19 protein-coding genes are annotated in these 13,613 nt (G+C 67.4%); 9 read left to right on the top strand and 10 right to left on the bottom strand.

All coding sequences use genetic code 11. The features are described 5' to 3' along the window. The coding region (locus BM004_RS31400) for an autotransporter family protein (protein WP_143120474.1) at nucleotides 1–1,242 on the top strand (1,242 nt) is incomplete at its 5' end. 199 nt (nucleotides 1,243–1,441) lie between these two features. Here BM004_RS31400 and BM004_RS31395 read toward each other — a convergent pair. Beyond that, the gene (locus BM004_RS31395; RefSeq protein WP_093219186.1) at nucleotides 1,442–2,023 is read right to left on the bottom strand and encodes a DUF308 domain-containing protein; all 582 of its coding nucleotides are present in this window, start codon (nucleotides 2,021–2,023) and stop codon (nucleotides 1,442–1,444) included. Between the two features lie 181 nt (nucleotides 2,024–2,204). Between BM004_RS31395 and BM004_RS31390 the strand changes: the two genes are divergently transcribed. Next, complete coding sequence (locus BM004_RS31390) at nucleotides 2,205–3,695, top strand: HD domain-containing phosphohydrolase (protein ID WP_093219213.1); 1,491 nt, start codon at nucleotides 2,205–2,207, stop codon at nucleotides 3,693–3,695. Between the two features lie 30 nt (nucleotides 3,696–3,725). Here BM004_RS31390 and BM004_RS31385 read toward each other — a convergent pair whose 3' ends face one another. Then, nucleotides 3,726–4,013: an excalibur calcium-binding domain-containing protein gene (locus BM004_RS31385; protein WP_093132999.1), complete on the bottom strand. Its 288-nt coding sequence runs from the start codon at nucleotides 4,011–4,013 to the stop codon at nucleotides 3,726–3,728. 490 nt (nucleotides 4,014–4,503) lie between these two features. Here BM004_RS31385 and BM004_RS31380 point away from each other — a divergent pair, with 490 nt between their 5' ends. The 3 genes from BM004_RS31380 to BM004_RS31370 all read left to right on the top strand — a co-directional run bounded on the left by BM004_RS31380 (nucleotide 4,504) and on the right by BM004_RS31370 (nucleotide 5,828). After that, nucleotides 4,504–4,749, top strand: coding sequence for a hypothetical protein (locus BM004_RS31380; protein ID WP_093219183.1), 246 nt, complete (start codon nucleotides 4,504–4,506; stop codon nucleotides 4,747–4,749). Between the two features lie 271 nt (nucleotides 4,750–5,020). Then, nucleotides 5,021–5,419 carry a hypothetical protein gene (locus BM004_RS31375; RefSeq protein ID WP_256220127.1) on the top strand — a complete coding sequence of 133 codons (399 nt, stop codon included), beginning with the start codon at nucleotides 5,021–5,023 and terminating at the stop codon, nucleotides 5,417–5,419. Between the two features lie 55 nt (nucleotides 5,420–5,474). Next, nucleotides 5,475–5,828: a hypothetical protein gene (locus BM004_RS31370; protein WP_093219181.1), complete on the top strand. Its 354-nt coding sequence runs from the start codon at nucleotides 5,475–5,477 to the stop codon at nucleotides 5,826–5,828. Between the two features lie 13 nt (nucleotides 5,829–5,841). On the opposite strand, the gene BM004_RS31365 is transcribed toward BM004_RS31370, so the two are convergent. Next, nucleotides 5,842–6,702, bottom strand: coding sequence for a DUF1444 domain-containing protein (locus BM004_RS31365; RefSeq protein ID WP_093219178.1), 861 nt, complete (start codon nucleotides 6,700–6,702; stop codon nucleotides 5,842–5,844). A gap of 227 nt (nucleotides 6,703–6,929) precedes the next feature. Between BM004_RS31365 and BM004_RS31360 the strand changes: the two genes are divergently transcribed. Continuing rightward, on the top strand, nucleotides 6,930–7,166 hold the full coding sequence (locus BM004_RS31360; protein ID WP_093334567.1) for a hypothetical protein: 237 nt from the start codon (nucleotides 6,930–6,932) through the stop codon (nucleotides 7,164–7,166). 28 nt (nucleotides 7,167–7,194) lie between these two features. Here BM004_RS31360 and BM004_RS40935 read toward each other — a convergent pair whose 3' ends face one another. Beyond that, nucleotides 7,195–7,473 (bottom strand): hypothetical protein, encoded by a 279-nt coding sequence (locus BM004_RS40935; protein ID WP_143072580.1) that lies wholly within the window; start codon nucleotides 7,471–7,473, stop codon nucleotides 7,195–7,197. A 266-nt stretch (nucleotides 7,474–7,739) separates the two neighbouring features. Here BM004_RS40935 and BM004_RS31355 point away from each other — a divergent pair, with 266 nt between their 5' ends. From BM004_RS31355 to BM004_RS31345, 3 genes are all read left to right on the top strand, one after another. Then, nucleotides 7,740–8,027: an HU family DNA-binding protein gene (locus BM004_RS31355; protein ID WP_093133007.1), complete on the top strand. Its 288-nt coding sequence runs from the start codon at nucleotides 7,740–7,742 to the stop codon at nucleotides 8,025–8,027. Nucleotides 8,028–8,220: 193 nt separating this feature from the next. Further along, a complete protein-coding gene (locus BM004_RS31350; protein WP_177206664.1) occupies nucleotides 8,221–8,754 on the top strand; it encodes a C40 family peptidase in 534 nt (177 codons plus the stop codon). Further along, entirely contained in the window at nucleotides 8,751–9,179 is a 429-nt protein-coding gene (locus BM004_RS31345) for a hypothetical protein (protein ID WP_143072579.1), read from the top strand. The genes BM004_RS31350 and BM004_RS31345 overlap by 4 nt, the downstream gene beginning before the upstream one ends. A gap of 21 nt (nucleotides 9,180–9,200) precedes the next feature. On the opposite strand, the gene BM004_RS31340 is transcribed toward BM004_RS31345, so the two are convergent. The 6 genes from BM004_RS31340 to BM004_RS31320 form a co-directional block, all read right to left on the bottom strand. Continuing rightward, nucleotides 9,201–9,557 carry a hypothetical protein gene (locus tag BM004_RS31340; protein ID WP_093219170.1) on the bottom strand — a complete coding sequence of 119 codons (357 nt, stop codon included), beginning with the start codon at nucleotides 9,555–9,557 and terminating at the stop codon, nucleotides 9,201–9,203. Between the two features lie 24 nt (nucleotides 9,558–9,581). Beyond that, entirely contained in the window at nucleotides 9,582–9,728 is a 147-nt protein-coding gene (locus tag BM004_RS41615) for a hypothetical protein (protein WP_177206663.1), read from the bottom strand. A gap of 101 nt (nucleotides 9,729–9,829) precedes the next feature. Further along, entirely contained in the window at nucleotides 9,830–11,053 is a 1,224-nt protein-coding gene (locus BM004_RS31335; RefSeq protein ID WP_256220130.1) for an FAD-dependent oxidoreductase, read from the bottom strand. Nucleotides 11,054–11,185: 132 nt separating this feature from the next. Beyond that, entirely contained in the window at nucleotides 11,186–11,371 is a 186-nt protein-coding gene (locus BM004_RS42530) for an alpha/beta fold hydrolase (RefSeq protein ID WP_371271152.1), read from the bottom strand. Between the two features lie 53 nt (nucleotides 11,372–11,424). Further along, complete coding sequence (locus BM004_RS31325; protein ID WP_093219166.1) at nucleotides 11,425–12,078, bottom strand: alpha/beta fold hydrolase; 654 nt, start codon at nucleotides 12,076–12,078, stop codon at nucleotides 11,425–11,427. Between the two features lie 54 nt (nucleotides 12,079–12,132). Then, nucleotides 12,133–13,593 carry a catalase gene (locus tag BM004_RS31320; protein ID WP_093219164.1) on the bottom strand — a complete coding sequence of 487 codons (1,461 nt, stop codon included), beginning with the start codon at nucleotides 13,591–13,593 and terminating at the stop codon, nucleotides 12,133–12,135. Between the last annotated feature and the right edge of the window lie 20 nt (nucleotides 13,594–13,613).

Genomic DNA, 13,613 nt, shown 5'->3' with positions numbered 1-13,613 from the left:
ACCAACGTGCAGGTCACCAACCTCGGCGGCCTGGGCGCATTGACCAGCGGCAACGGCATCGAGTTGATCAGCGCCGTCGGCGGTGCCACCACCACCGCACAGACCACCAAGAGCGCCTTCAGCCTCGCGGGCGGCCACGTCGATGCGGGTGCCTACGAGTACCGGCTGTACGCGGCCGACGCCAGCGGCGCGGGCGAGAACTGGTACCTGCGCTCCACCACCACGGCCGTGCCGCCGGCCACCGGTGGCGGCCTGGTCGTGCCGACCTACCGCGCCGAAGTGCCGCTGTACGCCGCGCTGCCCGAGCAGTTCCGCGAGGCCAGCCTGGCCATGCTGGGCGGCCTGCGCCAGCGCACGGGCGACGACATCCGTCCCGCCAGCAACGACGCAGGTTCCGCCGCGCCCGGCCAGGCCTATCGCCAGGCCTGGGGCCGCGTCATCAGCACCGACCGCATCATCTCGCAAGGCGGCACCGTGAGCCCAACGAGCAAGGGGCGCCTCACCGGCTTCCAGGCCGGCACCGACCTGTGGGCCGACCCCAACTGGCGCGTGGGCGTCTATGTGGGCCAGCTCGACGGCGACATGCGCGTGACCGGCTTCGCCAGCGGCCTGGCGAACCTCGGCGTGGGTTCCAGCGACCTGCGCAGCGAGTACATCGGCGCCTATGCCACCTGGAAGAACGGCAGCGGCCTGTACGTCGACGGCGTGCTGCAGGGCGGGCGCCACCGTTACACCGCGTCGCCCACGCTGAGCTTCGGCAGTTCGGGCAAGGGCGACAGCCTGCTGGCGGCCATCGAGGTGGGCCAGTCTTTCGCGATCACGCCCAACTGGAGCATCGAGCCGCAGCTGCAACTGGTGCACCAGCGCGTGAGCCTGGACAACACCAGCATCGTCGGTGCGCTGGTGCAGCAGGACAGCCACGATGGCTGGCTGGTGCGCGCGGGTGTGCGGCTCAAGGGCGAGATCGCCACCAGCGCGGGGCTGCTGCAGCCCTACGTGCGCGTGAACGTCCACCGCAGCAGCAGCGGCACCGACGTGACGCGCTTCATCGGCCCGGCCGGCTTCACCGACATCGCCACGCGCACGGGTGGCACCAGCACCGAGCTGGCGGGCGGCGCGTCCTGGCAGCTGAGCCGCACGACCAGCCTGTACGGCGAGGTGAGCAAGCTGTGGGACCTGAGCGGCGACACGCGCACGCGCAGCGGCATCAATGCCAGCGCGGGCTTCAAGATGCTTTGGTAAATGCTTTGGTAAATGCTTTGGTAAATGCTCTGGTAAGTGCTTTGACAACGGGCCGTTGAGCAAGCAGCAGACGATCGGCAGGCATTGCCGATCATCTGCATTTGCATGCTCAACGTGACCGCCGGCACGCTTCAGTGGCGGCTCAGGAGGGATGCCGATGCGCGCCATATGGCTGGCATCGGCATTCGGCATTCGGCATTTACCGGGCGAGTTCGCGCGCTCCGGCCCCGGGCTTGCGAAAAAGAATCACCAGCCCCGAGATCAGGAAGTACACGGCCCCGACCGCCGCATAGCCGACGATCGTCTGCAGCACCGGTGCGCTGCCGCCTTGCTGTGCGATGAAGAAGCCGCCGGCCAGCGCGGACTGCGCGCCGCTCAGCATCATCACCCACTGCCCGCGGTCGCTCTTGCGGCGGCGAATGGCCGTGGCCAGCTGCAGCAGGCCCGACACGATGGCCCAGGCCCCGAAGATCAGCAGGCTCACCTGGAACTCGAGCACGAGGGAGACCGTGACGGCCACGGCGACCATCGTGCTGATCCAGGCGTTCAGCGTCTGGGTGGGGTTGGCCTTGGTGCCGCCCGTCATCCTGGCGTCCAGCAGGTTCGCCAGGGCGTCCCATGCGGGGTAGACGATCAGCAGCACAGTCGCCACGGCGGGCGACTGTTTGGCAACGGTGAAGACCAGCGCGACCCACACGAAGGAGAAGGCGGCACGAATGAAGTAGAGCTTGCGCAGCCAGGCGGCTCGCTCGGGTTGGGGCTGATGAAGGGCGTCGGACATGGTGGTTGTGCAGAGGTTGTGGGTCGAGAAGGAAGGAGAGGGAAGGGTGTTGCGCCTCGTGCGAGGCGGGTGCAACCATTCTTTTCCGGCACCGCCGCCCGCGCTATCCGTCGAATGACCGACACGGCCCGGACCGGCCGGCGAAGACTGTGCGATGCTGTCCGCCTGCCACACCGACCCCATGCCCGACGACACCACCATCACCGTCTTTGACGCGGTCCGCGCGCTCGCCTTCATCGGCGACCTGAGCATGGGCCAGCCCATCGACCATTCGCTGCGCACCGCCTGGCTGGCCGGAATGATCGCGACCGAAGCCGGCTGCAACCCGTTGCAGATCGAGGCCGTGCAGCACGTCGCGCTGCTGCGCTGGTCGGGTTGCACGGCCAATGCCCAGGAGTTCGCCGACTTCCTGGAAGACGACGTGCTGGGCCGGCAGGCCCTCCTGGCATCCCAGAAGCCGAGAGCGCCGCAGTCGCCTCGTTCGCCTCATTCGCAGCGCAGCATGCCCCTGCCCGAGGGCATGCTCGCCATGGCCAACATCCATTGCGAGGTGGCCGGCGACATCGCGAGCACGCTGGGCCTGGGCCCCGAGACCGAGGCCGCGCTGCGCGCCATCTTCGAGGCCTACGACGGCAGCGGCGTGCCCGGCGTGCTCCAGGGCCACGACGTGCCCGTTGCCACCTGCGTCGTGGCCCTGGCGAGCGACATCGAGATCTTCAGCCGCCTCTACGGGCTCGACGAAGCCCTCACGCTGGCACGCGGACGCGCGAACAGCGTCTACCCCGGCTTCCTCGTCGATGCGACCGCACCGCGCGCGCCCGAGTGGTTGGCGTTGCTCGACGCGCCCGTCGCGCCGTGGACCGACGTGGCCGACCAACCGGTTTCGATGCACCGGCGCGTGGGGCTGGAGCTGGTCGGCGACGTGATCGACCTCAAGCTCCCGTGGATGACGGGCTACTCGCGCCGCGTGGCCAGGCTGGCGCGCGATTGCAGCGCACAGCTCGAAATGGACGAAGCCTTGCGCCATCGTGCGTACAAGGCCGGGTTGATCCACGGCATCGGGCGCGCGGCGGTGCCCAACGCCATCTGGAACGCGCCCGAGCCGCTGCCGGCCGCTTCGCTGGAGCGCCTGCGGCTCGTGCCGTACTGGACCTCCCGCGCGGCAGGGCAGATCGACGGTCTCGCGGCCGAGGCGGAAATTGCGTCGTTCGCCTTCGAGCGGCGCGACGGCTCGGGCTACTTTCGCGGCCGCTCCGGCATGGCGATGCCGCTCGAAGGGCAGATCGTCGCGGCGGCCGAGCAGTGGGTGTCCCATGGCACCCGCCGTCCGTGGCGCGAGGAACTGAGCGACGCACAGTCGCTCGCGCGCATGCAGCAGGACGTGGACGCGGGCCGCTTCGACCAGGAGGTCGTCACTGCGTTGCTCGCCTGCGTGCTGCCGGGCACGCCCGCGAAAGTCGCGGCACCCGCGCAGGACGACCAGTCGCTTTCGCAGCGAGAGCTGGAGGTTCTGCGCTGCATCAGCCGGGGCGACAACACGAAGCAGGTCGCACGCGCGCTGAGCATCAGCCCGAGCACGGTGCGAACCCACGTCGAACGCGTGTTTCGCAAGCTCGGCTGCTCGACCCGCGCGGCGGCCACGCTCAAAGCATCTACACGCGGGCTGCTGTAGCAGGAAGGCTGCGAACGGCCGCGCTCTTTTTCAGCGGCACCACTGCTGCTCGCAAGGCACGCCGTCGTTGTTGCCGTCCATCTTCACGCCCGGGCAGTTCTTCAGGAAGTAGGTGGCCTCCGCGCACGAGGTCATCTGGGAGCAGTACTTGCGGCCGTCGCAAGCGAAGTTCGCCGCCGAAGGGCTTGGCTTGTTGCCTGTCAGGTTGAGTGCGGGCAACTTGTCGCTCTCCATCGCGGAGAGCTTCTTTGCCTGGTAGTGCCCATAGCCTTTCCAGGCCCCGAACACCAAGAGCGCCAGCACGAGTATTCGCATCATGTTTCGTCTCCTCCGCCTCCGGGCGTGCTCGCGAGCTTAACTGGCAAGCCATCGAACGGCGAGGCGGGGCTTGAACAGCAGTTTGCCGTGCGGTTCGAGAGTTCGAGAGCCGTCACCGCGAGGTCGTCCCGAGCCGGTGCAATTTGCGCGAACCGCGCAGCAGCTTTGGCGACGACTGTCAGGCTTTGTGTACTGCCCAGACCGCCCGGCAATTGCCCTCGGAGTTCGAGAATTACTGGGCACAATTTTTCCGCCGCGCCCCACCGGTCTTATCTAAAGTGAATGCCCTTGCAACAAGACAACCCGCTACACGGGCCAGGAGGCAGCACACAAGACGACCACGGAAAGATGAGCTGCTTCGCTTCACGGCGGGCCGTCGGTGCACCAGGCAGCGACGCGAACGTGAGGCAAAAATGGCGACGGCCAAAGTGCGGAAACACCTTGACCGTCTGACCAAGTGACGTGCTAACGCTTAAGAAAGGCACACCAAATGGCTGAACGAATTATGGCCCGGGCTTCCGGCCCCACTTCCCCCGACGGAATCACGCCATCGGATGCATGGGACCTCCTGGAGAACCGGCTGGAGCAACTGAACGCGTTGCTGCTGAGTTTCTACGGCAACATGAACGGATGGTTCGAAGAAGTGGGCCCCGATCGCCGGGACCGCCTGCTCTGGATCGCGTCCGACCTGGCGCAGGACGCGGCGGCGTTGTTCCAGAGGGCCGCGAAAAGCTAGAGGTGCTTCATCCCCTTTAATCCCTTTAATCCCTTCGTGCGATCAGAAGGGATCCGCTCGATGGGCAGGCGCGAAGCCCGCAAGGCTTGCCTGCCCATCGGCGGTTTCAAGCTCGGCACCACGACCGCAGCCGAGCCAGCTATGGCAAAGTCGCCAGCATGACCGCCCCTGTCGCTCCTGAACTCATCGTCGAGTTCGCGTTCCGTGCCGAAGCAGGCAGCGACAGGCAAGAGCCGTTGAACGTGGCTCGCGCCTTGCAGGCCTTTGCGCCATGAACACGATGCGACTGGAAGGGCAGAACTTCGTTGCAATCGACGCACCCACGCAGGCACAAGTTCGGCAGCGAGTGCGCGCGCTTTGGAGCGCAGGCAAGCACTCGTATGCGTCGCTCGCGAGTGCGGACGGGAGCCATGTTCAAGTCGCAGGCGGCAAGGCGACCTGCATGGTGGAGCGATTCGATGCCGGTACCGCAAAGCGATGGCGGGCATTTCACGGCAAGCCGAGCCCGGTTTTTCCCGATGGGACCCAGTTGGTGTTCGGTGCAGGCGAAGTTGCGCTCAAGGCCGACGAGTGGTTCGCGGCAGATGCAGTTCTGGAGATCTTTCTGAGCTTCATGAACGAGGAACCGTATCCGGACACCGTGCGTTGGCGCGCTGCTCCCGGGTTTTGATGACGATGCTGCGCGACGAGCCGCTTTTTTTTGAGACGGAGTTTGGGGTATGGGAATGAACTTGATCGTCGAGCGCAGCGGTGCCGGCAAAGCCGGGATCTCGCTGGCGGAGTGGCGGCAACTTCTTTCGACCGACGCCGGTCTGCGGGAGAGGGCGCAGCCGTACGTTGCCGTCAATCCGCGCACGGGCGAGAAGATCCAGCTTGCACTCGGCGAAGCAGATGCCGAGTTCTTCCACGAAGACGAGTGGCAGCCGTTCCTGCGCTATGCGCGCGGCAAGCTGGTGACGGCCTACGTGGCGGCGTTCGACGATCCGCTCGACGCGCAGCGCCGGAAAATCGCGGGGATTGCCGCCGCATTGAAGGCCGTGGTGATGACCGACATGGACGACGCACCGATCGACTGGTAGCTCCGGCTCCTCTTCAGCCGGCGTCCGCCAGCACCTGCAGCCGCCCGTCACGCCAGACGAACAATTCGCTCGTCAACCCATAGGCGGACTTCGCTGCAATCTCCCGGGCCATGTCGCGCAACGCCGCCACCGACTCGTGGTCTTCACTGCCGCATATCAGCAGTTCATCGCGCGCCGCGATGGCAAACACCGGGTCGCCCGGCACGGACAGCCGGTCGCGCCAATGCTCGAAGACCAGGACCATGCTCGCGTCGTAGTTGTGATCGAGCCGCGCCGCATAGCGGCCGCCGCCGCCCTCGACGCGCAGTTGAGGAAGAAAGGCTTTCAGGTTCTCGAGCGCGGTGTCGTTCAACGCCGCGAAGTCCGTGTCGATGCGCTTCTGCCGGCTTGGCGTGATGTAGCGCATGGCCTCGGGCGTGTCTTCCACGTAGGCCAGCACCAGCGATCCCGCGAGCTTGCCCAGCACCGGGAACTGGTCCGCCGGTGCGTTGCTGCTCGCCAACTGGGCCTGCGAAGCACTCACCCACTCTGTCGTCTTCAGCACGGGAAGGATGCGAGACAGCTCCGTGCTGTCGTCGGCCTCCTGCGTGCGCCGTGCATCGGCCAGATGCTCGGCGAAGAGTGCGTTCATCGCCTCGGGTTGCTGCAGGTAGCGCGCATACGCATTGCCCAGGAACGTGCTCACCTTGCCGCCGTCGGGAAAGGTCCAGTGCACGCGCGTGAGACCGGGCGTGGCGCCATGCTCGACCTCCACCTGCGTGCCGGGCAGGGCGAGGCGAACATGCGTTGCATAGCCTTCCGCGTAGGCGGCGACGCTGACGGCTTGCAGTGGCGCCGAGGGGCGCGCGCCAAAGAGTTTTTTCAGGAACGACATGGGGGGTCCGGCAACTGAGATGGCCTGAATGTTATTGCGGTCGCGGCGACATGTGCTCATCGCGCAAGCGAGAGCAGGGCGCGTTGTGCAAGGGGCTGCTGGTTCTCGCGCAATTCGAGAATTACTAGCGCAAATTCCCGTTTGCATCGGGCCTGCCTTCTCTAGAGTCGGAGCCCGTGTGAGCCGGCATCCGGCCACGCGCAATCTGCAAAGGGAGCACTGCAAGAATGACGCTACAAGAACCGACCCGACTCCGCACCCGGCCCGCTGCGGACACCATCGTGCTGAGCGCGGCCGACGCGGCCGAAGCCAAGCTGACGCAACTGCACTCGCTGCTCTGGTGCATCAGCCACAGCACGAAGCCGTGGACGCAAGACACGGCCAAGCAGCGGATGCACCTCGTCGACCTGGCGTTCGACCTGGCGAGCGCTGCGAAAACCTTGCTCGAGGAGAGCCGCAAGTGAACGCCGGCCGAAGACATTCGGCCGGCGATCACCGCCACGGTGACTCGAGCAATTTCACATCGTCGAACGACAGCATGCGAACCGCGGCGTTGTCGATCGACACCAGGTACCAGCAGCGCTCGGGCGGAATGTGCCCCGCCATGTACATCACCCGCACCACGGTGCCGCGTGCATCGGCGCGAAGCACGTGCGCGCCCATGGCGGGATCGTCGTGCGTGCGGGCGAATTCCGCTAGCGCGCGCTCACATGCCGCACGCCGTGTGCGCCTGGTGTATTGCCAGCGTCGAATGCGTTCCAGCCATGCCATTGCCGGCGCAGCTTACACAAGCCGAATTGCCTTGAACTTATGCCCGCATGCATGGATCACAGCGCATCTGGCGCTTTGTCACGCGGATTCCGGCCCGGGGTGCGCGGGCCACGTACCATCGCAACCCCGGTCATCGGTCACGATGTTTCACTTTTGAAACGCCTGCGCGCCGCCATCCCCCGGCGGGGCGTTTAAAGTTCGTGCCCGGTGCGCCCAGCGACACTGTATTTTTCCCAACCGTTTGACTGAAGAAAGAAATTCCTGCTTTGAACAAGACTGAACTCATCGCCGCCATCGCCAACGACACCAACCTCAGCAAGGTCGACGCCGCTCGCGCGCTGGACTCTGCCATCGACAACCTCTCGCGCGCTCTTGCCAGCGGCGACACGGTGCAACTGATCGGCTTCGGCACGTTCGCGGTGGCCAGCCGCCCCGAACGCACCGGCCGCAACCCCTCGACCGGCGAGCCGATGACCATCAAGGCCAGCAAGGCGCCCAAGTTCACCGCCGGCAAGGCGCTGAAGGACGCCGTGAACGTCGCTCCCGCGCAGTAACTCGCCTCCTCCCGCACATCTTTGCGCGTCGGGCTCCTCGTGCAGCCCCGAACGCGCAAGGTGTGCCGCCTTCCCCGCCTTCCTCGCCTTCCCCGGCATCGCCTCCCTACCCCGGTACCTTCATACCGCCGTATCGGCCCCATTGCCGACTCGCGCTAGAGTCAGGGCACGTCCACAAGACCCGCCCGCCGACATGTTCCATGCACTCGCGCTCTCCCGTTCTTTCCGCACACCGCTGCGCTGGCTGCTTCGCCTGATCCCGATCGGGCTGTGCATCCTGATGGTCGGCTGCGCCAGCCCGCCCGGCCCACGCTCGGGCCGGGGGCAAGGTCCTTCGATCGGCAGCACGCCGCTGAGCGACGAGCAATCGAACAGCATCGCCATCCACGCGCTCGGCCTGGTCGGCACGCCGTACCGCTACGGCGGCAACACGCCCGACGGCGGCTTCGACTGCAGCGGGCTCATCGGCTACGTGTACGTCCACAGCGTGGGGCAGGTGCCGCCGCGCACGGTGGCGCGCATGTCCGCCTTCGGCCGCCCCGTGGCCATGTCGGAGCTTCGCACCGGCGACCTGGTGCTCTTCGGTTCTTCCACGCCGTCGCACGCGGGCATCTACGTGGGCGGCGGGCGCTTCGTGCATGCGCCGTCGACGGGCGGTGAAGTGCGGCTCGACAGGCTGGACGGCGTGTACTGGTCGCGCCAGGTGACGCAGGCGCGCCGGCCTTGAGCGTGCGCGTTGCGCCCGGCGACGGCAGCCCTCTGTACATCGGCTACAGCGGCGAACGCATCGCCTCGCCCGACGGCGCGCACACGACGGTCTGGACCTACGAAACCGAGAAGCCGCACAGCGACAGCCTCAACAGCGTGACGCTCGACGGCCTCGCGATTCCGGGCGCCCATTGGGGCCGGGGCCATGCGTGGTCGCCGGACTCGGCGTACTTCACGCTGGAGAGCTACACCGACGAGGGCAGCGTGCTGCGCGTCGTGCGCGCGGCCGACCGCATGTGGACGAAGGTCGCGAGCAATGCGACGACGCTGTCGTTCGTCTATCCGCACCTCAGGCTGCGCGGCTACGGGCGTGGCGACGACGGCGCGGAGCAGCGCTTCAGCTTCACCGCGAACACGAAGTGGGCGCCGGTGGCATCGGCCTGACACGGCGCTGCGCACCGCCCTTCAGTCTTCCGCGTCACGTCGCTTGCGCCGGCGCCAGGCGCCTCGCTCCTCGATGTCTTCGATGGCATGTGCCGGCGTGCGGGCCGGCCCGCATGCCGGTCGTGCCGCCGCAACACCGCCGTGCTGCATCGGCCGCCAGTCGCCCGGGTTCTGCGCCTGCGACTGGCTGAGCCACTCGGCGCCGCAGTGGGCGCATGACGCCACCAGCACATCGCGCGCGCCATGCCGTCCGATGGACGTTTGCGCGCCGAGCGACGGCGTGCCGCAGCACGACCACCACAGCGTCATGTCGGGCCGCGCGCGGGCCTGCCTGGCCCAGGCCGCGGCGCGGTACCAGAGTGTTGCGTTCAACGCCATGCCGCACCCCGATTCATGCCCGCCTCATACCCGCCTCACACCCGCTGCGTGCCCCGCCTTGCCTCCGGCTTGATCCCGCTTCAGCGGCGCATCGAGCCCGTAGAAACGCACCAGCGCCTCGGCCGATAAAACCCACACGGCCGCCACAGCGGCCAACCACACGATGTCCATGAATCACTCTGGTCTTGCGAAGCACCGAGTGTGGAAAGCCGTGCGTCAAAACGGCGTCGAATGTTCACGCCTGCGCGTAAACAAAGCATAAAGAGCCGCGCTCAGGCGCGAGGCGACCGCACGTGCTCCGGCCGCACACCCAGGCCCACCACGCGCGCGGGCAGCCTGCGCAGCCGCGGCCAGCGCGACAGCAGCCGCAGCGGCCAGGGCACATGCCCCGGCACGGTCGACAGCTCACCGCCCAGCACGGGCACCAGCACGCGGTTTTGCACCAGCCGCTGGGCCGCCTGCGTCACGCGCACCGGCCATTCCCTGCGGCGCTGCAGTTGCGGCAGCAGCGTGTCGATCTGCTTGTCGGTCGCCGTGCCGGCCAGCGCCGGTGCCAGCAGGTTGGCGGCGGCCACGGCGTCCTGCACGGCCAGGTTGATGCCCACACCGCCCACCGGCGACATGGCGTGCGCCGCGTCACCGATGCACAGCAGCCCCTTGCAGGCCCACGACTCGAGCCGGTCGACCGTCACTTCGAGTAGCTTCACCGCCTTCCAGTCGGGCAGCGCCTGCGGCAGCCGCTCGCGCAGGAAGGGCGCGATCTGCGCGAGCTCGGCATGGAACGCCTCGATGCCGCGCGCCTGCAGCGCCGCATGGCCGCCCTTCGGAATGACGAAGGCGCACTGCCAGTAGTCGCCACGGTTCAGCGTCACCAGGAAGCGGCCGCCGGCAATGTGGCCGGCGGTGGAATCGGGGTCGCCGGGCTGCTTGGGAATGCGCATCCACAGCACGTCGATGGGCGCGCCGTAGCTGATGTGCGGCAGCGCGGCCGCGTCGCGCAGCGTGGAATGCCGGCCGTCGGCGGCCACCACCAGCGAGGCGTGCAGCTCGTGGTCCTGCGGCTTGCCGGTGCGGCCGCCGCGGCGCACCTTCACGCCGTTGACGCGGCCGTTGTCCTGCAGCAGGCCGATGGCTTCGGCGTCGGTCCACAGTTCGAAGCCAGGGTAGCGCCGCGCCTCGTCGCACATGAAGTCCAGGAACTCCCACTGCGGCATCAGCACGAGGAACTTGCTGTGCGAGGGCAGGTGGGTGAAGTCGGCCACGGGGAAGGCGCGGCCTTCGAAGGTGGCGCGCAGCTCGTCGATGCGATCGTGCGGGCGCTGCAAGAAGGCGTCGAGCAGGCCCAGCTCATGCAGGATCTCCAGCGTGGAGGGGTGCACGGTGTCGCCGCGAAAGTCGCGCAGGAAGTCGGTGTGCTTCTCCAGCACGACCACGTTCACGCCGGCACGCGCGAGCAGCAGCCCGAGCACCATGCCGGCCGGGCCGCCGCCGACGATGCAGCAGCGTGGAGGGGTATCGGTTGCGTCGATCTCTTGCTCCCTGGCGACAGGAGGCCGTGTTGAAGACCGTGCAACTCTACTACCGCCCCGGCGTGGCCGCTGCCGCGAGGCTTTGGCCGGGGCCTTGGGCTATCGGCTCGCGGCCTCGGCGATCAGCTTGGCGACCATGTCGGGCCTGGAGGTCATCACCACGTGCGAGGCACCCTTGACCACCACCGTCTTCACCGACCTGGCGCGCTCGGCCATGAAGGCCTGCGCGGCCGGCGGAATGTTCTTGTCGCCGTCGCCGTCGCTGTAGACGAACCACGACGGCACGTTCTTCCAGGCGGGCGCACCGACCGGCTTTCGAGCTGCTGCGCTCGGCTGCGCTATGCGTACGCCAGGAGAATTTTCGCGAAGGCGTCGGGAGCCAGCCGCGGAATATCGTGCGCGCACTCAAGCCGATACGTCGCCCATTCAGGGTCCAGCCGAAAGCGCTCGTACAGCGCGATGAACGGGCTTCCTTCCCAGCCGAACGCAGCGATGAAGGCCTTGCTGCGAACGCCGCGCCAATCGCCGCTCAGCTCGATCGTCTGCAGGAAGGTGGCGATCGGATGAGGCCGGCATCGCTTGTCGAGGTGGGCTGCCGGCGCGCAGGTCAGGCCATCCGCAGCCACGCCCGCGATGAAACGTTCCCGGTAGTTCGGCGTGGTGAGCGACCAGAGCGATGCGCCGCTGTCCGGCACATAGGCATCGGCATAGACGAGCGCCTTCACGCGCGAAGGCGCCCGGTCCGCCGCGCCGGTGATGACCATGCCCCCGTACGAATGACCGACCAGCACGGCAGGCGCGTCGCGCCCGCGAAGCGCCTGCACCGCCTCGCCGATGTGGCGCTCGAGGTTGGCGCCGTTCGCGGGCTCGTCGCCCAGCCCCGAGAGCGTGAGCGCCTGGACCTCGTGGCCTTCGTTCGACAGCGCCCGGCCTACCGCGTCGAATGCCCAGCCGCCGTGCCAGCCACCCGGCACCAGAACGAATCGAGCCATCTGGTCTGTCCTCTCGAAGGCGGCCGCAGCCGAAGCCGCGGCCCGGGCATCGGCTCAGAGGAGGTTCAGCGCCTTCGCCACGCCCGCGCCGTAGGCCGGGTCGGCCTTGCTGCAGTTGTCGATGTGGCGGCGCTTGATGAACTCCGGCGCATCGCCCATGGCGCGCGCGGTGTTCTCGAACAGCACCTGCTGCTGCTCGGGCTTCATCAGGCGGAACAGGTCGCCGGGCTGCTTGAAGTAGTCGGCATCGTCCTCGCGGAAGTTCCAGAAGTCGGCGTCGCCGCGCAGCTTGAGCGGCGGCTCGCGGTAGTCGGGCTGTTCCTGCCACTGGCCGAAGCTGTTGGGTTCGTAGTGCGGCAGGCCGCCGTAGTTGCCGTCCACGCGCATGGTGCCGTCGCGGTGGTCGCTGTGCACGGGGCAGCGCGGCGCGTTCACCGGAATCTGGTGGTGGTTCACGCCCAGGCGGTAGCGTTGTGCGTCCGAATAAGCGAACAGGCGCGCCTGCAGCATCTTGTCGGGTGACACGCTGATGCCGGGCACCAGGTTGTTGGGCGCGAAGGCGCTCTGCTCCACGTCGGCGAAGAAGTTCTCGGAATTGCGGTTGAGCTCCATCACGCCCACTTCGATCAGCGGGTAGTCCTTCTTGGGCCAGATCTTGGTGAGGTCGAAGGGGTGGTAAGGCACCTTCTCGGCGTCGGCCTCGGGCATCACCTGCACATACAGCGTCCACTTGGGGAAGTCGCCGCGTTCGATCGAGTCGAACAGGTCGCGCTGGTGGCTCTCGCGGTCGCCGCCCACCACGGCCGTGGCCTCGGCGTCGGTGAGGTTCTTGATGCCCTGCTGCGTCTTGAAGTGGAACTTGACCCAGAAGCGCTCGTTCTGCGCGCTCACGAAGCTGTAGGTGTGCGAGCCGAAGCCGTGCATGTGGCGGTAGCTGGCCGGAATGCCGCGGTCGCTCATCACGATGGTGACCTGGTGCAGCGCCTCGGGCAGCAGCGTCCAGAAGTCCCAGTTGTTGGTGGCGCTGCGCATGTTGGTCCGGGGATCGCGCTTCACGGCCTTGTTCAGGTCGGGGAACTTGCGCGGGTCGCGCAGGAAGAACACCGGCGTGTTGTTGCCCACCATGTCCCAGTTGCCTTCTTCCGTGTAGAACTTCAGCGCGAAGCCGCGGATGTCGCGCTCGGCGTCGGCCGCGCCGCGCTCGCCGGCCACGGTGGTGAAGCGGGCGAACATCTCGGTCTTCTTGCCCACGGCGCTGAAGAGCCTGGCGCGCGTATAGCGGCTGATGTCGTGCGTGACGGTGAAGGTGCCGAACGCGCCGGAGCCCTTCGCATGCATGCGGCGCTCGGGAATGATCTCGCGGTTCAGGTTGGCGAGCTTCTCGAGGAGCCACACGTCCTGCATCAGCACGGGGCCTCGCGGGCCTGCGGTGAGGCTGTTCTGGTTGTCGACCACGGGCGCGCCGAAGGCGGTGGTCAGCGGTGTCTTCTTCGAGGTGTCGGGCGGATTGCTCATGGGGGGTTCTCGTTGTGCGA

Origin of the sequence: Variovorax sp. OK212 (genome assembly GCF_900112425.1) — a bacterium.
Lineage (GTDB): Bacteria > Pseudomonadota > Gammaproteobacteria > Burkholderiales > Burkholderiaceae_C > Variovorax.
Note: the sequence above shows the minus strand (reverse complement) of the source record. Positions and strands in the feature narration are given on the sequence as shown.